General features: G+C 36.7%; 17 protein-coding genes and 1 tRNA gene. 7 read left to right on the forward strand and 11 right to left on the reverse strand.

Going from position 1 to position 16607, the window contains the following annotated elements; all coding sequences use genetic code 11:
• Positions 1 to 2: 2 nt before the first annotated feature.
• Positions 3 to 75 (reverse strand) — tRNA-Lys (locus N0B48_RS05080).
• A 114-nt stretch (positions 76 to 189) separates the two neighbouring features.
• Between N0B48_RS05080 and N0B48_RS05085 the strand changes: the two genes are divergently transcribed.
• A complete protein-coding gene (locus tag N0B48_RS05085) occupies positions 190 to 705 on the forward strand; it encodes a shikimate kinase (RefSeq protein WP_259837205.1) in 516 nt (171 codons plus the stop codon).
• Between the two features lie 12 nt (positions 706 to 717).
• On the opposite strand, the gene N0B48_RS05090 is transcribed toward N0B48_RS05085, so the two are convergent.
• On the reverse strand, positions 718 to 1170 hold the full coding sequence (locus N0B48_RS05090) for an RNA-binding S4 domain-containing protein (RefSeq protein WP_259837206.1): 453 nt from the start codon (positions 1168 to 1170) through the stop codon (positions 718 to 720).
• Positions 1171 to 1225: 55 nt separating this feature from the next.
• Between N0B48_RS05090 and N0B48_RS05095 the strand changes: the two genes are divergently transcribed.
• Positions 1226 to 1969: a hypothetical protein gene (locus N0B48_RS05095; protein WP_259837208.1), complete on the forward strand. Its 744-nt coding sequence runs from the start codon at positions 1226 to 1228 to the stop codon at positions 1967 to 1969.
• Between the two features lie 70 nt (positions 1970 to 2039).
• On the opposite strand, the gene N0B48_RS05100 is transcribed toward N0B48_RS05095, so the two are convergent.
• From N0B48_RS05100 to N0B48_RS05110, 3 genes are all read right to left on the reverse strand, one after another.
• Positions 2040 to 3557, reverse strand: coding sequence for an FMN-binding glutamate synthase family protein (locus N0B48_RS05100; protein ID WP_259837209.1), 1518 nt, complete (start codon positions 3555 to 3557; stop codon positions 2040 to 2042).
• Positions 3558 to 3609: 52 nt separating this feature from the next.
• The gene (mtaB, locus tag N0B48_RS05105; protein ID WP_259837210.1) at positions 3610 to 4956 is read right to left on the reverse strand and encodes a tRNA (N(6)-L-threonylcarbamoyladenosine(37)-C(2))-methylthiotransferase MtaB; all 1347 of its coding nucleotides are present in this window, start codon (positions 4954 to 4956) and stop codon (positions 3610 to 3612) included.
• Between the two features lie 70 nt (positions 4957 to 5026).
• Complete coding sequence (locus N0B48_RS05110) at positions 5027 to 5614, reverse strand: DUF1572 domain-containing protein (RefSeq protein ID WP_259837211.1); 588 nt, start codon at positions 5612 to 5614, stop codon at positions 5027 to 5029.
• 83 nt (positions 5615 to 5697) lie between these two features.
• On the opposite strand from N0B48_RS05110, the gene N0B48_RS05115 reads away from it, so the two are divergent.
• A complete protein-coding gene (locus N0B48_RS05115; protein WP_259837212.1) occupies positions 5698 to 6033 on the forward strand; it encodes a nuclear transport factor 2 family protein in 336 nt (111 codons plus the stop codon).
• Between the two features lie 74 nt (positions 6034 to 6107).
• Here N0B48_RS05115 and N0B48_RS05120 read toward each other — a convergent pair whose 3' ends face one another.
• Positions 6108 to 8207, reverse strand: coding sequence for an FIDD domain-containing protein (locus tag N0B48_RS05120; RefSeq protein WP_259837213.1), 2100 nt, complete (start codon positions 8205 to 8207; stop codon positions 6108 to 6110).
• A 171-nt stretch (positions 8208 to 8378) separates the two neighbouring features.
• Positions 8379 to 9176: a hypothetical protein gene (locus tag N0B48_RS05125; RefSeq protein ID WP_259837214.1), complete on the reverse strand. Its 798-nt coding sequence runs from the start codon at positions 9174 to 9176 to the stop codon at positions 8379 to 8381.
• Between the two features lie 203 nt (positions 9177 to 9379).
• Between N0B48_RS05125 and glgP the strand changes: the two genes are divergently transcribed.
• Positions 9380 to 11035, forward strand: a complete 1656-nt coding sequence (glgP, locus tag N0B48_RS05130; RefSeq protein WP_259837215.1) for an alpha-glucan family phosphorylase — start codon at positions 9380 to 9382, stop codon at positions 11033 to 11035.
• 72 nt (positions 11036 to 11107) lie between these two features.
• On the opposite strand, the gene N0B48_RS05135 is transcribed toward glgP, so the two are convergent.
• Together N0B48_RS05135 and N0B48_RS05140 are read right to left on the reverse strand one after the other, a co-directional pair.
• Positions 11108 to 11293, reverse strand: a complete 186-nt coding sequence (locus tag N0B48_RS05135) for a DUF6496 domain-containing protein (RefSeq protein ID WP_259837217.1) — start codon at positions 11291 to 11293, stop codon at positions 11108 to 11110.
• Positions 11294 to 11304: 11 nt separating this feature from the next.
• Entirely contained in the window at positions 11305 to 11778 is a 474-nt protein-coding gene (locus N0B48_RS05140) for a hypothetical protein (protein ID WP_259837219.1), read from the reverse strand.
• 130 nt (positions 11779 to 11908) lie between these two features.
• Here N0B48_RS05140 and N0B48_RS05145 point away from each other — a divergent pair, with 130 nt between their 5' ends.
• A complete protein-coding gene (locus N0B48_RS05145; RefSeq protein ID WP_259837220.1) occupies positions 11909 to 12097 on the forward strand; it encodes a bacteriocin-like protein in 189 nt (62 codons plus the stop codon).
• A 107-nt stretch (positions 12098 to 12204) separates the two neighbouring features.
• A complete protein-coding gene (locus N0B48_RS05150; RefSeq protein WP_259837223.1) occupies positions 12205 to 14334 on the forward strand; it encodes a S9 family peptidase in 2130 nt (709 codons plus the stop codon).
• A gap of 90 nt (positions 14335 to 14424) precedes the next feature.
• On the opposite strand, the gene N0B48_RS05155 is transcribed toward N0B48_RS05150, so the two are convergent.
• Positions 14425 to 15552: a peroxiredoxin family protein gene (locus N0B48_RS05155; RefSeq protein WP_259837225.1), complete on the reverse strand. Its 1128-nt coding sequence runs from the start codon at positions 15550 to 15552 to the stop codon at positions 14425 to 14427.
• A gap of 85 nt (positions 15553 to 15637) precedes the next feature.
• Entirely contained in the window at positions 15638 to 15826 is a 189-nt protein-coding gene (locus N0B48_RS05160; RefSeq protein WP_259837227.1) for a bacteriocin-like protein, read from the reverse strand.
• A gap of 365 nt (positions 15827 to 16191) precedes the next feature.
• On the opposite strand from N0B48_RS05160, the gene N0B48_RS05165 reads away from it, so the two are divergent.
• The gene (locus tag N0B48_RS05165; RefSeq protein ID WP_259837229.1) at positions 16192 to 16539 is read left to right on the forward strand and encodes a helix-turn-helix domain-containing protein; all 348 of its coding nucleotides are present in this window, start codon (positions 16192 to 16194) and stop codon (positions 16537 to 16539) included.
• Positions 16540 to 16607 lie beyond the last annotated feature (68 nt).

The raw sequence follows: 16607 nt of genomic DNA on the forward strand, positions 1-16607 counted from the left end.
TGTGACCCGGCTGGGATTCGAACCCAGGACCCATACATTAAAAGTGTATTGCTCTACCAGCTGAGCTACCGAGTCGGTCACTTTATTAACGATTTGCATTTGAATAATGTCCCTCGTTTTCAGTGGTGCAAAGATATGAGTTTTTTCGTTATCTCAAAACTTTTTTGCAAATTTGTTTAAAAAAAATTCATGGTTATTTCACTCATCGGATACATGGGATGTGGCAAATCTCACATTTCCAAAATATTAAGCGACAAAATAAATTTTAGACTAATTGACCTAGATAAAGAGATTTCCAGGCGAAATAAATTAACCATTCCTGAGATTTTCGAAAAAAGGGGTGAGATCTACTTTAGAAAGCTGGAAAGAGAGGCATTGGAAGAGATTCTCGCATCGGAAGAAAATCTGGTTTTAAGCCTGGGAGGAGGAACGCCGGTTTACTACAATAATATGGAAATTATCAACCACAGCTCCAAAAGTATTTTTTTAAGGGCATCTGTAAATACTTTATATGAAAGGCTCACCAAACAGAAAGAAAAAAGACCCTTAATTGCCAACATTTCTGACGAAGATCTGCCTGAGTTCATTGCCAAGCATTTATTTGAGCGAAATGCATTTTACAGCAAAGCACAGTTCAGTGTCAATACAGACGCCAGAGATCCTGAAGACATTATGAAAGAAATAATAGAAAAGCTCTATCTCTAGAGCTTTTTATTCTTAATCTTCGTTTTCGGCACTCTCATTTTCGGTACCGTCTGCTGTTTCACCAAAAAAATCATCCCAGTCTGTAAAGTCTGAGGCAATGTCATTTCCTACATACTCGTCCATATCTCTTCGGTCTCTTTTGGTAGGTCTTCCTTCGCCTTTATTTCTGTAATAGTCCTGAGACATTTTACGGAGTTTTAGTAATTCATACTGCTCCTTGTCCGTCACATCCTGGATATGCAGGGGCACCAGTTTTGCTCCCAACCTGCTTTTAGGAATCTGGATGACTTTTATTTTATAATCGATCTGATTTTTACGGATCTTGATAACATCTCCTTCTTTTACCTCCTTAGACGACTTTACGGCAGACGTTCCTAGTGAAACTCTGTTCTTCTTAATTTCCTCTGTTGCAATACTTCTCGTCTTATAAAAACGAATGCACCATAAAAATTTATCTATTCTCATAATTTTTTATACTTTTGCCGTTATATTATTTGTAAAGTAATTAAAGTTTTTTGAAATGAAAAAAATATTTTTATATATCCTTGCAGGATCTTTGTGTTTTACTGCATGTAAGAAAGATGATGAAGTTGAAACTTATAAAGAACCGGAAGACATCGCCGTTCAGAACAATTATGACGATCAGGCCATTAAGAAGTTTATGAATGAAAATTATCTGGATGCACAGGGAAATATAAAAACTTTCAGCACAACGGATGCGAGTGATGACAATGAAAAGAAATTATCTGATCTGCCTTATGAGACGCTTCCTTCCGGAACCATCTACATTATGAGAGAAGGAGCACAGCCAACCACTGATCCTCAAACCGTTAAACCGGATGACATCCTTACTATGATGATAAGAGCTAATGGTCTTTTAGCAGCCGGTACTGATGGAAATGTCAATTTTATTACCAACCTGAAAATCGTCAACACCATCAATGACAACGGCCTTCCATTGATTGATCCGACGTTTTACTATGCTAAAAAGAGTATTCGCGATGCTGCAACAACAACGGTAGCGCAGCAAAGAAGTTATTATGAAATTGAAGGCTTCAATGAGGCTATCCAGAAATTCAAAGCATTCAATAATCTTTCGAGTGGAAATCCTTATAACCTTCAGGGAGTTATCTTAGTACCTTCAAGAGCTGCATTTGCAAGAGATCCTCATTATCCTTATGTAGGAACTATTTCTTTAAGAAATTACTCTTTCATCTTCAACTTCCAGATTTACGGAAGAGCAGACAGACCTGCAGGACAATAATAAATCTAATACAAAAACAGATAAAATAAAACCGACCTCATCTGAGGTCGGTTTTTTATTTTCTATCTTGTCAAGATCTTGCTTTCTGTTTTACATTTCCTAAAATATCCGGAAAGTAAAGATCTGCCAGATGATCGAACTCATCTCCCCTCATAAACATGGTGGCATCTACTTCTTCGTAAGAACTTCTTCCTGCAGCTGCAATCAGCTCGTTGCAGGTATGCAAAGTATTTTTGTGGAAATGGTATACTCTTTCACTTTTGTCAGTAACATCAAGCCCTTTCACCAGCATTTTATCCTGAGTGGCAACGCCTGTAGGACACTTGTTATTGTTACATCTTAAAGCCTGGATACATCCTAATGAGAACATAAATCCTCTTGCATTATTACACATATCCGCGCCCATTGCTACCGCTCTCAGAATATCTAAACTCGTCAGTACTTTTCCGCTGGCGATCACTCTTAGCTTACTTCTTAAATTATAATTATTCAGGGTTCTGTTTACAAAAATAAGAGCCGGTTCCAAAGGCATCCCAACTCCATCCGAGAATTCCGGCGGTGCCGCTCCTGTTCCTCCTTCTGCTCCATCTATCGTAATAAAATCCGGGTAGATCTTTAAAACATTCATCTGTACACAGATATCTTCGAATTCTTTGGTATCACCGATACAAAGTTTGAAACCAACCGGCTTGCCTCCTGAAAGCTCTCTCAAGTGCTGTACAAACCTCAACAAACCTGCAGCATCAGAAAACGAACTATGGGATGGTGGTGAAATAACGGTCATTCCTGGGGTGACGTGACGAATCTTTGCAATCTCCGGTGTATTCTTAACACCCGGAAGAACACCTCCATGTCCCGGCTTTGCCCCCTGAGACAGCTTAATTTCAATCATCTTTACATTCGGAAGGGTGGAATACTGTTTAAACAGTTCAGGGTTAAATTTCCCTTCATCATTACGGCATCCGAAATATCCGGTTCCGATCTGCCAGCAAAGGTCTCCACCTTCCATGTGATAGGGAGAAATCCCTCCCTCTCCTGTGTTATGGTAGAAATTTCCTTTTTTAGCGCCTCTGTTTAAAGACATCTGTGCTTTGTCGCTCAACGCTCCAAAACTCATGGCTGAAATATTGAACAGGGAAGCATGGTAAGGCTGCGTACACTGCTCTCCTCCTACCCAAACTCTTGGCAGTTCTTCTACCGGAGATTTTGCATAGATGGAATGCTTGATCCCTTCATATTTTCTGTGATTAACTTCTAACTGTGTTCCAAAAGCAACGGTATCACTTAAGTTCTTGGCACGTCTGTACACTGCAGAACGCTGGTTTCTGGGAAATGGTTTCCCGTCTGTCTCCCTTTCGATGAAATACTGCTGCATTTCGGGTGAAATACTTTCGAAAAAGTACCTGAGGTATCCCAGGACCGGGAAGTTCCTCAAAATAGCGTGTTTCGATTGGTAAGCATTGTAAACACCCAATGCATAGATGGCAGTTAACAGGATGGGTATCCAATAATGCGCTCTGATCAGTAATGCGACGATCCATGTAGCAGTTACTAATACAATTCCCCAAGATAAAAACTTATCTCTCATGAATGTAGTTATTTAAAGTTAAAATAAATTTAGTGGAATTTTCGCAAAGAGACTACGCTTTTGCTAAAAAACTTTCGAAGGATGACTGCACAGAAACCGTGCCATCTGACAGGATTTTTTCTAAATTTAGAAATTCAATCTGATTAACGAATGCGGGATCAAAATCTTTCTGGACTCTCACGTAGTTTTCTGTGAAGCCATACATTTTGCCGTCTTTATTTTCATGCTCCCAAAGAACGGGAAGCGTTTTTCCAAGTTGGGTCTGATAAAATGCCATCTTTTTCTTTTCAGAAAGGATTCTCAGCATTTTATTTCTTTTTTTTCTTTCAGGGATAGGAACCACACCGTCCATATCGGCTGCTTCCGTATTTTCTCTTTCAGAATAGGTAAATACGTGAAGATAAGTGATCGGAAGCTCATTCAGGAAATTATAGGTCTCCATGAATTTTTCTTCTGTTTCACCTGGAAATCCTACAATAACGTCTACACCGATAGCCGCATCAGGCATTACCTCGCGGATCTTATTCACTCTGTCGTTGTAGAGTTTCGTAAGATAACGGCGCTTCATTTTTTTCAACAGATCATCGCATCCCGACTGTAGCGGAATATGGAAATGGGGAACAAAACTTTTGCTTTTTGAAACAAGATCAATACTTTCGTCCTTTAAAAGATTTGGCTCAATGGAAGAAATACGTATTCTTTCGATGCCGTCTACTTTATCAAGCTCTGAAATTAAGTCCAGGAAAGTATGTTCGTGTCTTTTATTACCGAATTCACCCTTACCGTAATCACCGATATTCACCCCGGTAAGAACAATTTCTTTGATGTCTCTTTCAGCAATTTCTCTGGCATTTTTAATAACGTTCTCGATGGTATCCGAGCGTGAAATTCCTCTTGCCAGCGGAATGGTACAGTAGGTACATTTGTAGTCGCATCCGTCCTGTACTTTCAGGAAAGCTCTTGTTCTGTCACCTATTGAATAGCTTCCGATAAAGAAATCGGTTTCTTCAATTTCGCATGAATGAACAATTCCTTCATTTTCTCTTTTTTCCAGGTCATCAAGGTAGCTTAGAATATTGAATTTTTCTTTTGCTCCCAGGACAAGATCCACTCCATTGATCTGTGAGATTTCTTCAGGTTTCAGCTGTGCGTAACATCCGACAATCACGACCAGCCCTTCCGGATTGGCTTTCATTGCTCTCTTCACGTGAAGTTTACACTCACGATCAGCGTTTTCAGTTACCGAACAGGTATTGATTACATACACATCCGCCTTATCATCAAAACTTACTTTATCATAACCTGCATCTGTTAATTGACGGGCAATAGTAGATGTTTCCGCAAAATTTAATTTGCAGCCAAGTGTATGAAATGCGGCAGTTCCGTGAAAAGTAGACATTTTATTACTCCTGAATTTTCTGGGTGCAAAGATAGTAATTTTAATAATAATTCTGAATCGATTCAGTCTATTATTTATATTCATCCCTTACTTCAGGGCTGTTTTGAAAGCATACGGGCGATGAATTAGAATCTGCATTTTCATTGGAAAACCGGTCTTTCATTTCATTATTAAATTCCTGAGACTTGTTTCTTTCAATGGAAAGTGTTTTCCAATCATCATTCTTCATCATTTTCGCAATATAAACGATCTGTCCGATGTGATACGGATAATGAGCTAACTGGCGGCAGACTGCATCCAAAACCGAATGGGCCTCACCTCTTAAATAAACGGTATGGTGTATATTTTCATCATTAATCTGATCCAGACCTTCAAAAAGACATTTCCAGCCGGCTTCCCAGCAATCAATCACTTCCTGTTTGGTTGTAAAGGTATTGACAAATTCATCATCGCGGTTGCGCCATGGTTTTTCTCCGTCTTCCGTCAGGAAATTCGTCCATCTTGACAACATATTTCCACCGATATGTTTTACAATAATGGCAATAGAATTACTTTCATCATTATACTGCCAGAAGATCTGTTCATCAGAAAGCTGTCCGAATGATTTATCTCCGAGAGATTTATAGTACTGAAACCGTTTTACAAAAAGCTCTTTCATGATATTTAAAATAAAAACCAAGTTAGCAATTTTCCCGTATATATAAGGTAAACGACAATATGGTGTGTAAAATAAATGACTTTATGAAGGATCTGAATTCGTTAAACATTGAGCATCTTGAGAAATGGTTCACCGACGAAAGCACGATCTGGATTCCTCCCTCGAAAGAAATCTCAGGAAAGAACAGGATTCTAGCCTTATTCAGGGCTATATTCCGACGGTATGATTCAATTGAATGGCAGGTTTTTGAAATTTTCCCTCTGGGAAATCAGAAGTATTTCTACCAGACCACATCTTATGGAACGATGATCAATCAAGGAGTTTATGAAAATAACTTCTGTACAGTCGTCCACTTTTCAGAGGAAGGGAAAATTATTTATCTCTCTGATTATTTTAAGGATACAAAGGCTTTCAATTAAAATTGTTCTTTAATAAAAAATAAAACCACTTCTTTCGAAATGGTTTTACCTCAATAGTTTATTATTAAAAAAGCTTAATCTCTGTTTTTGACCACAATCCAACCTGAATATTTAATTGGCGTGCTCATTTTATCATTTTCGTTCCAGCCTACGGAATACCAGTAGTTTCCTGTAGGAACTTTTGTTCCGCCTCTGATGCTTCCATCCCACTTATAACCAGTGGACTTATCCACCTGGAAGATCATATTTCCGTAGCGATCGAAAATATTCATTACGAGGTTTTTCTTATTTGCTAAGGCTGAATAATCGATAACGTCATTATAACCGTCTCCATTTGGCGTGATGACATTCACAAGATTAGGGACTACGATGCTGATGTCTATAGGATCACAGTCGTAAGAATCTTTTACGAATATCGTCGCGTCTCCTCTTTTAAGGTTATTAAAGACATTGGAATCCTGCCAGTTGATATTATCCAAAGAGTATTTGTAAGCCGGTGTCCCTCCTATCACATATACCGTAGCCGTTGTATTTGAAATTTCAATATTTGAAACTACAGGCTGTTCAGAAGGATATACTTTTACATGCTGCACGACTGTACAGTCACCTGTTTTAAGTTTTACCCAATAAGTTCCTATACCAACATTGGTTATGGCCTGCGTTGTTGCTCCTGTACTCCATTCGTAGCCGTTGAATCCGGGTCCTGCATCCAAAGTTGTTTTATCTTCCACACAGATTATTTTATCTTTAAGAGTGGCTGAATAAACCGGAGGAATCACCACTAATATGATTTTAGCGATACTATAGCAACCCTGCGCATTGGAAACCCTTACGTAAACCACTCCGTTTGGAGCGATATAGCCCGTACCTGTTAAAATTTCATTGGTTTGATTCGCTGCATCGGTTGCAGAAGGATAGTATTTTTTCACTGCACCGGTCAATCCCGTTACTGGTGCTGATGTAAGATTGAAAGATGCAGTACTGGGATTGCTCTCGATAGCACATGATCTTAAGGTAGGATCCGTCACCGTCACTACAGGATGGAATTTAAGTGTGATTTGTGCGATACCGGTACATCCGAATGTGGAGGTCACTTTCACATAGATCGTTCCTTCGGCAGAAATAAACGCTGACGGAGTTGTAATCTCATTAATGCCTGCATTCAGATCGGAAAGACTGTTATAATATTTCTTGGTCACCGTTGGATCTGCAATGACGTCGGCTGTAGTAAGGTCATACAGTGCGGTACCTGCATTATTATTGTTACATTGGGTCAACGTTGCATTTTTCGTGGTGATCTTACCATCTTTAAATTTAAAGGTTCCAATCTGTTTACATTTATTGAGCGGGCTGTTTGGATTGCTCGGATCTGTATAGCCAATACTGTAATAATAAATGGAAGTCATATTGACTAGTGTAGGAACCGTAATCGCATTATTTCCCGTCAATGCATCATTCTGACTTGTATGATAACTTACATAAAAATTAGGATTTCCGTTAAGAATTCCTGCAGTCAGCGTAGAGAAATCAAATACAGCCGGATTAACACATACCACCACTTCTCTCGGATCTGCAGGATTGGCCGCAGGAACTCCCGGAGGTGTAAACGGATAAGGTTGTGTAGCCGGATCTGTAAACGGAGATGCCAGTGTTGCCGTACCGCCCCATGTTAAAGCGAAAGGAGCTGTGGTAGGATTAAATACATCAACCCAGTTATCTATGTATAAATAATAAGTCTGACCCGCCACAACATCCATATACTTACAATACGGTGTGGGTGAACCTCCAAGTGCATTGGTAATCGTGCTTGTCATATTCATTCCCGTAGATGCTCCTACTCCAACAACTGTTGCAGCATTACAGCGAATGGGCGAGCCCAGGCTTCCACATGTAACATTAGGCCCATAAATAGCCCAGTCATAATCCGCGCCGGGATCATTCGGAACCAGATCAAAAGTAAGTGTTCCACTGGTCGCAATGGTAAGTTTGTACCAGATAGAATTATGCTCCCCTGTGGACAGACATCCTCCCAGATTTTCATTAACAGCACCGACTCCAAACGGGCTGTAAGTAATATTTGAATTTCCGCAGACCGCAAGGGCCGTAGCACAATCTGCCTGAGCAAAAAAGGTCCGCGATATACCGAAAAAAATAAGAAGTAAAAGTTTTTTCATAGATATATAGTTTTTGGTGAATATAATGCGAAAAACACATGGTATGCATTGATTTACAACACATACATCAAATATACCTATATTTTAATCACAAACAATGGATTTTTAAAAATCTTAAATTATTTTAAATAAAAGCATAAAATAATTGCGATATAACGGAATAAATAGCGACTATTTTATACTTGTAATATTTCCACAAAGGTTTTCCAGATGGAAAATTTTATGGAATGGGCTCTTCACTTCCTGCAAATGCTCTTTGTCCTGAATGAATGTATATCTCGAAGCTATGGAATTCATATCTGATACGATCACCAGCCAGCATTCATCCACCGAAGTGTCATAGTAAGGAAACTTTTCATTTTTCTTATCGATAAGTTCCAGAATCTTTTCGGAGCAGAGTTCGTCAAAAAGATTCATGCTGTATTCATGGGTAATAAAAACATTTCTGCGGTGAAAAGATTTCCGCATTCCTTTTACACAGCCCACCGGTTTATTCTTTTTGATGCTTTTGTAAATGCTGATGATATTTTCTTCCTGCTCTTCTAAATTATCAAACTTGATGTTTGGGTGGAATTCTAAAAAATAAACACCACGGTACTTCGCGGTGTCTTCTTGTTCTAATAATATTTCTGCCTGACGGAACATCTTATTCAAAGTACTTTCTACCTTTTTCATTTCCAGATGATTGATCACTTCGGTCAATTCTATTCCGATCTTTTTGTCGTTGAGTTTGGCGATAAAGTCGGGACTTTCGCAAGTGAGGTCTTCAAATTTCACATCGGGGAAATGATGCATAAAAGAATTAAGCAGGAGAATCTCTGACTTTTTTCTGTATTTTTCGCGGTCATGAAGCAGAGATTCGTCTATTTTACGGTGATATTTTTCCATCGGCTTTTTTTTCAAATGCCGGTTCATGTAGTATAGGCTCAGATTCTTTATTAAATCTTCATCAGAAAATGTCTTTTTCATGGGTGATTTTTTTATGTGACCAAAGAACACATGCCATAATGGTTCTCACCGTTAGAAGTTTTTGATTTTCAAAAATTTACCTATTAAAGGTAAGTAAAAAAACTATTCATCAGATACTTTTAAATGAATTTATCAAATAATTAATGTAGAGTTTATTTTCATAATCAATACCTTTAGCCCTCTAAATATAAACACTGTGATTTATGGATTTTAAAAATTTTAAAATACCTTACAACATCAATCCACAATATTCTAAAAAAGCTGCTTATTTTTCGATGGAATTTGCCATTGAACAGGTTTTAAAAATATATTCGGGAGGCCTGGGATTCCTCGCAGGATCTCATATGAGAAGTGCATACAATCTGAAACAGGATCTTATCGGGATCGGAATTCTCTGGAAGTTCGGCTATTACGATCAGGCCAGAAATCATGATCAGACCCTTCAGCCGGTATGGACAAAAAAAATGTACAGCTTCCTTGAAGATACCGGAATAAAATTCCAGATCGAGATCCACAGTGCACCGGTATGGGTGAAAGTATGGTACCTTGATCCTGAAATTTTCAATACAGCACCTATGTTTTTCCTTTCCACAGATGTCCCTGAAAACGATCATGTTTCCAAAACCATCTGTCATAAATTATATGATGCGAACGAGTCTACCAAGCTGGCTCAATATATTCTGCTGGGAAAAGGAGGCGCCAAATTACTGGATGAAATGAATGCGGAAAGAGATGTGTATCACCTGAATGAAGCTCACGGACTTCCAGCTGCATTCTACCTTCTGAAAAAATACAACGGAGATCTGAACAGGGTAAAAGAAAAACTGGTTTTCACGACCCACACTCCTGAAGAGGCAGGAAATGAAAAACACAATCTGAAACTGTGCTATGATATGTCTTACTTTTCCGGTTTCAGCATGCAGGATATAAAAAGCATTGAGGGAACAGATGACGACCGTTTCAACCATTCTTTATGTGCTTTGAAAATGGCAAGAATGGCCAATGGCGTTTCCCAACTGCACGGTGTAGTTTCAAGAGCGATGTGGAGCAAATATCCTGGAATCTGTGAAATTACGTCTATTACCAATGCTCAGGAATTCAAATACTGGTCAGATAAACCTCTTTATAACGCCAAAGACGAAAATGATGCAACTGTTTTCGATTACCGTAAAAAACACCTGAAGAAAAAACTTTTCACCATTGTGGCTGATCAAACGGGAAACCTGTTCAATCCGAATATTTTCACCATCGTATGGGCCAGAAGATTTGCAGGTTACAAACGTGCAGACTTGCTTTTACACGATAAAGAAAGATTTTACAAATTATTAAATAACCCGAAATATCCGGTACAGATCATCTGGTCAGGAAAACCCTACCCGATGGACTATTCTGCGATTTCTACCTTCAACACATTAGTAGAAGAGAGCAAGAATCATAAAAACATGGCTGTCCTTACAGGCTACGAATTAGCTTTAAGCAAATCAATGAAGCAGGGTTCTGATCTTTGGCTCAACAATCCGAGGGTACCGAGAGAAGCTTCTGGAACTTCAGGAATGTCGGCCGCAATGAACGGATCTGTGAACCTTTCTACCGATGACGGATGGATTCCTGAATTTGCAAAAACGGGAGAAAATTCATTTGTCGTTCCGAAAGCAGACTACATGAATATGAGCATCTATGAGCAGGATACCTATGATCTGAATGCGTTGTACGATATCCTTGAAAACGAAATTCTTCCAACCTACTACGATAAGCCGGATCAATGGAGAAAGATTCAGTATAATGCAATGAATGATGTCCAGGAGCACTTTAACAGTGACCGAATGGCGGACGAGTATTATAAGATACTGTATAAATAATCAAATCTGAATTTGATTTACCATAAAAAAATTCCGTGAAAATATTTTCACGGAATTTTTTATGGTTGAAACTTATTCTTTTTTCTTCTTCGGTACTTTTAAGCCTTTTTCTCTGGCTTCGGAAATACCTATGGCTACGGCCTGTTTTCTGTCAATCACTTTTTCTCCTGAAGAGGATTTCAGTTTCCCTTCTTTGAATTCATGCATTACTTTTCCTACTTTGTCCTGAGCTTTTTCTGAATATTTAGTTTTGCTCATGATAAAAAAATTTAAGATTTTGGCAGGGATACCCCTAATTCATAGACTTCAGCATGCTTCAAATATTTTGAGCGTTCTCTGGAAGTTACCGATTCAAAGTGGTCATTCTTGATCACAATGATCGGGTCTTCTATATTTTCAATTTCAAAACTGGCGAAATATCTTTCATCCGGACTTGTTTTATCTTTGCTGGCCTTTATTTTCTGCAGCTCATCGGCATATTTTCTAAATCCGGGATCAGAGGAATGGATAAATTTATACTCATCACCTGCATATACATAATAATGAAGCTTTTTTTCTATCAATCCGGCTTCATTACTGATCTGAGGATTATCATTACCACCTTTAAAACTCACTTCCACCAAAGTCCCGCCTTTTTTATTGGCACATTCTTCCGCATCCTTAAAACTTGAAAATCCAGTATAAACAATCTGATCGGCTAAAACATAGCGATTCAGTTTCTGGTTGTATGCATTCGTTTCCATAATTATTATTTAATTTGATTCTAATAGTATACATTCAATTTTTTTGCCAAATTGTTAATTTTAAAAAATTCACCAGTATATGATTTTTTTTATTACTTTAGAACTTCAAATCTTAAAACTAATATTTACAATGAAAAATCTTAAAAAGATCGCAAGAGAGCAATTAAAAGAAGTACAGGGGGGTGGCCTTCCGGGAATGAAAAGATGTTCAGATCCGGTTACTTGTCAAACCATGATGTGGTATGCTGTACCACCAATGCAGAACTCGTGCAACCCAACACTTCCGGTTTGTCTTACGGAGCTGAACCCACCAGAGTAAGAATAATTTATAAAAATAATAACAAAAACAGGATCTCACGGTTCTGTTTTTCTTTTATGTGATTATATGACTAAGAATTATTAAATTTGGAATCATTAAAATTAGAAATGAAAAAACTACTCTTAACTCTTACTGTGGCTGTAGCATTCCATAATGTATCGGCACAGGAAATCACTTTAGATAAAATATATTCAGGATATTACCGTGGAAAAGGCATTGCCGGTATTGCATCCATGAAAAATGGCGAAAACTATCTGGTCATTGAACCAACGGGAATTGCCAGGTATTCATACAAAACTTCACAAAAAGAAGGTAATATTGTTGACGGTAAATTTGAGAGCTATGAATTCTCTGATGATGAGTCGAAAATTCTTCTTTTGACAGAGAGCCAGCCCATTTACAGACATTCTTTCCTTGGAAAATTTGATGTAAAAGATCTTAAATCTGGAAAAACGATCAGCTTAAATGATGGCAAAACGGTACAGGAGCCAAGATTCTCTCCTGATGCTACCAAAGTTGCATTTATCGCAGAAAATAATTTATTCTATCAGGATCTGACTTCAGGAAAAATCACTCAGATTACCAATGATGGCAAGAAAAATTCGATCATCAACGGTCTTGCAGACTGGGTGTATGAAGAGGAGTTCGGGCACGCAAGACAATATGAGTGGACCAAGAATTCTGATGCGGTAGTGTTTGTAAAATCTGACGAAAGCCAGGTTCCGGAAATCTATATTCCGATCTATGGAAAAAAACTTTATCCGGATGAAATGCGTTACAAATATCCTAAAGCAGGAGAAAAAAACGCTGTCGTTTCTGCACAGTTGTACCGTCTTGACACCGGAAAAACGATGCCATTGAATTTAAGTTCTTTCAAAAACTATTATATCCCGAACGTTATTCAGACGGCAAAACCTGACGAAATCGTTCTTGTTACTTCCGAAAGAATTCAGAATGCTTCTGATATTTTAAAGGTCAATACTAAAACGGGAGCCATCCAGAAATTATTCACGGAAACGGATGATAAATGGATCGATACAGACAGCCCGACTCTTGAATTCCTTGAGGATGATTCTTTCCTTTGGGCTTCTGAAAGAGACGGAAACCGTCACCTTTACTGGTATGACAAAGACGGAAAGCTAAAAAAACAGATCACAAAAGGAAACTGGGAAGTAACCGATTATTACGGATTCAATCCAAAATCTAAAGAAGTTTACGTTCAGACTACTGAAAAAGGAAGCATCAACAAAGTCGTTTCCAAAGTAAATATTGAAAATGGAAAATCCCAGCTGATCTCTAATGCAGAAGGAAATAATTCTGCCAATTTCAGCAAAAACTACAGCTATTTCATCGAAACATCTTCTACTGCTTCAAAACCTTACACTTTTGTATTAAAGGACGGAAGCGGTAAAACGGTAAAAGAACTTCAGAATAATAATGATCAGCTTCAGAAATTAAAAGCAGATAACTTTTCAGAAAAAGAATTCATCACTATTCCAAATGATGCCGGTGATCAGATGAATGCCTGGATCATAAAACCTAAGAACTTTGATCCGAATAAAAAATACCCTCTTTTTATGTTCCAGTATTCCGGACCGGGATCACAGCAGGTGGCCAATTCATGGGATACCGGAAATACTTTATGGTTTAACCACTTGGTACAGAAAGGGTACATCGTTGCCTGCGTAGACGGCCGTGGAACGGGTTACAAAGGAACTAAGTTCAAGAAAGTAACCTATATGAATTTAGGAAAATACGAGATTGAAGATCAGATTACGGCTGCAAAATGGTTCGGTAACCAGTCTTATATTGACAAATCGAGAATCGGAATGTTCGGATGGAGTTTCGGTGGATACATGACCAGTTTAGCTATGACCAAAGGTGCGGATGTTTTCAAAGCAGGAATCGCTGTAGCACCGGTAACCAACTGGAGATATTATGATTCTGTATACACGGAACGATTCATGAGAACGCCTCAGGAAAATCCGGAGGGATATGACAAAAACTCACCTACAGAATATGCCAACCTATTGAAAGGTAAATTCCTTCTCATCCACGGAACAGCTGATGACAATGTACATTTCCAGAATTCTATGGAATTCTCTGAAGCGTTAATTCAGAATAAAAAACAATTTGATTTTATGGCTTATCCGGATAAAAACCATGGCATCTATGGCGGACAGACAAGACCGCAGCTGTATCAGAAAATGACGGATTTTATTTTGAATAATTTATAATCTTACAACAAAATACAATTTAATTATAAATCCTTTTAAGCTTTCTTAAAAGGGTTTATTTTTATAAATACTTTACTAAATGACTGATGTCTATTTTAAGTTTTCACTTAAATAAAGATCCAGTTCTTCAGGAGTGATATCTTTTTTGATAATTCTTCCCGTAGAATCTAAAAGATAATTAGTGGGAAATTTATTAACATTGTATTGTTTAGCTTTTACACCATTTTCATCTAAAAAATGAATCCATTTAAGATCTTTTTCTTTAATAACTTTTTTCCAATTTTCCTTATCCTTAGTTCTGTCTGTAGAAATGTTTAAAATTTCAAAACCTCTATCATGATATTTTGAATATATCTCTTTGTATTTTGGAAAATCGTCTATACATGGTTGACAATAAGAAAACCAAAAATCTATAAGGGTATAGCTATTTCCTAACTCTTTTAAGACTTTTTTATTGAGAAAAATTAAATCAGGGAACAAGCTGCCTAAAACGATCTTTTCAGCATTTTTTATTTGGTTATCAAAGATTAATCCAACAGAAGATTTCTTTATTGAAATACTTAAATTATTGAAAATCTGATGATACGTTTTTTTGTAACCTTTAGTTTCTAGTTTTTCTACTAATTTCCAAAATAAAACATAGGAAGTAGGTGTTTTTTTGGAAAGACTTAATAATAGAGAATCTTCATATTTATCAAGACCGTTATATAAATTTTGTAAACTGTCTGTTGTTGTTTTCCCGAGTTTGAACTTTTTACGCTCATTAATGCTAAATTTAATGCTATCTAATATTTTCTTTTTAAATGTGTATGATTTCATGTAAGCATCATAATCAATTATCTCATTGTAAAGATCATCCTTATTCTCAAATATGATTTTACTTATATCAGAGTTAAAACTTATTTTATTGGTGTTTTTTGAAATGTAAAAAATATCTGATATTTTAAACACCTTGTTTTTTACAGTTTTAAACAGAAAGCGAAAAGGTTTGGGAGAATCATCATTATAATTTGGAATACTGAAAGTGTATCTATCATTTTTTATAGCAGCAGAATCTCCGGAAAAACCTTTATAATATTTCTCATTAAACACAGTTACAAGTCTTAAGGATTCCTGATATTTATTTTTGATATCTTCTCCAATAACCTTCATGGTTTTCTGAGAAAAAAAACTCAAAGAAAATAGAATGTTAATTAATAAAAAAATATTACGCATCATTCAGAATTATTTTAAACAACAAATATAGCAGGATATAAAAAAAGGCTGAAAATTTCACACCCTTTCTGATTCAGATAAGTTACTTCTAACAATATCTTAATTCATAACCCGTATCACAAGCTCCAGGACCACCACATGGACCACAAGCACCCGTTGATGTATTACAGCATTTGAATGTATCTCCAGATCCTCCATCATCCCCAACTTCGGGATAATTTCTTCCACCTTTTAATTCTTTAAGATCTTTTCTTGAAAGTTTTTTTAATTTTTTCATAACAATGTTTTTTAGTTATTTGTCACTGTTGACATACTCAAAACTAAAAACAAAAATCAAAACAAAGTGAAATAAACCATGTAATTTTCAGGCAATTTTCTTGCAAAATCATTACATTTATTTTACATAATTAAGTGAAAGTCCGTAAAAGTTTAATAAAAAATATTCCTCTTCTAATTATTATTTTTTCTTGTTGCTTTTTTAATTCTTCGTAGTAAATAATTTTAATAATTAAGGGACACTATTGATATTTTTAAAGCTAAAACAAAAATTAAATCAAAATGAAATAAGATAAATAATTTTTCAGACTATTTCCTTGTAAAATAAGGATCAGTTTTCCATATTTGTGTGAAAACACAAAAACAATGACACAAGAAAAACTGAGAAAATTAAGAATACAAAAAGGAATATCCCAGGAAAAAATAGCTGAGATATTATCTACAGATCCGTCTAACTATTCCCGCAAAGAAAGAGGAAAAATAAAGATTCGTGAGGAAGAATGGCAAAAAATAGCTGAAGCTTTTGACGTTCACGTTGAAGATATTAAAGAACAAGAAATCAAATTTTCTGTTAATAATGAACACGCTACTTTTCATGATAATTTTGGAATTCATCATCAGTCTTTAGTAGAGACCCTTAACGATTATATCAGCTTTCTTAAACAGGAAATCAACGAATTAAAAGAAGAAATTAAAACTTTAAGATCCCAATAATCACCTATAAAATAATTCTAAAAGAAAATATCAAAAGTTTCTATTGAAATAGATTATTTTCCATTCAT

The sequence above is a fragment of the Chryseobacterium herbae genome (genome assembly GCF_025154075.1).
Lineage (GTDB): Bacteria > Bacteroidota > Bacteroidia > Flavobacteriales > Weeksellaceae > Chryseobacterium > Chryseobacterium herbae.

What these genes read in the sequence shown, in the direction of transcription:
- N0B48_RS05160 (WP_259837227.1), bottom strand. Translation starts at nt 15,826, where the DNA reads ATGAAAAAATTAAAAAAACTTTCAAGAAAAGATCTTAAAGAATTAAAA.
- N0B48_RS05125 (WP_259837214.1), bottom strand. Translation starts at nt 9,176, where the DNA reads ATGAAAAAGACATTTTCTGATGAAGATTTAATAAAGAATCTGAGCCTA.
- N0B48_RS05135 (WP_259837217.1), bottom strand. Translation starts at nt 11,293, where the DNA reads ATGAGCAAAACTAAATATTCAGAAAAAGCTCAGGACAAAGTAGGAAAA.
- N0B48_RS05085 (WP_259837205.1), top strand. Translation starts at nt 190, where the DNA reads ATGGTTATTTCACTCATCGGATACATGGGATGTGGCAAATCTCACATT.
- N0B48_RS05100 (WP_259837209.1), bottom strand. Translation starts at nt 3,557, where the DNA reads ATGAGAGATAAGTTTTTATCTTGGGGAATTGTATTAGTAACTGCTACA.
- N0B48_RS05095 (WP_259837208.1), top strand. Translation starts at nt 1,226, where the DNA reads ATGAAAAAAATATTTTTATATATCCTTGCAGGATCTTTGTGTTTTACT.
- N0B48_RS05120 (WP_259837213.1), bottom strand. Translation starts at nt 8,207, where the DNA reads ATGAAAAAACTTTTACTTCTTATTTTTTTCGGTATATCGCGGACCTTT.
- glgP (WP_259837215.1), top strand. Translation starts at nt 9,380, where the DNA reads ATGGATTTTAAAAATTTTAAAATACCTTACAACATCAATCCACAATAT.
- N0B48_RS05165 (WP_259837229.1), top strand. Translation starts at nt 16,192, where the DNA reads ATGACACAAGAAAAACTGAGAAAATTAAGAATACAAAAAGGAATATCC.
- N0B48_RS05115 (WP_259837212.1), top strand. Translation starts at nt 5,698, where the DNA reads ATGAAGGATCTGAATTCGTTAAACATTGAGCATCTTGAGAAATGGTTC.
- N0B48_RS05110 (WP_259837211.1), bottom strand. Translation starts at nt 5,614, where the DNA reads ATGAAAGAGCTTTTTGTAAAACGGTTTCAGTACTATAAATCTCTCGGA.
- N0B48_RS05090 (WP_259837206.1), bottom strand. Translation starts at nt 1,170, where the DNA reads ATGAGAATAGATAAATTTTTATGGTGCATTCGTTTTTATAAGACGAGA.
- mtaB (WP_259837210.1), bottom strand. Translation starts at nt 4,956, where the DNA reads ATGTCTACTTTTCACGGAACTGCCGCATTTCATACACTTGGCTGCAAA.
- N0B48_RS05140 (WP_259837219.1), bottom strand. Translation starts at nt 11,778, where the DNA reads ATGGAAACGAATGCATACAACCAGAAACTGAATCGCTATGTTTTAGCC.
- N0B48_RS05150 (WP_259837223.1), top strand. Translation starts at nt 12,205, where the DNA reads ATGAAAAAACTACTCTTAACTCTTACTGTGGCTGTAGCATTCCATAAT.
- N0B48_RS05145 (WP_259837220.1), top strand. Translation starts at nt 11,909, where the DNA reads ATGAAAAATCTTAAAAAGATCGCAAGAGAGCAATTAAAAGAAGTACAG.
- N0B48_RS05155 (WP_259837225.1), bottom strand. Translation starts at nt 15,552, where the DNA reads ATGATGCGTAATATTTTTTTATTAATTAACATTCTATTTTCTTTGAGT.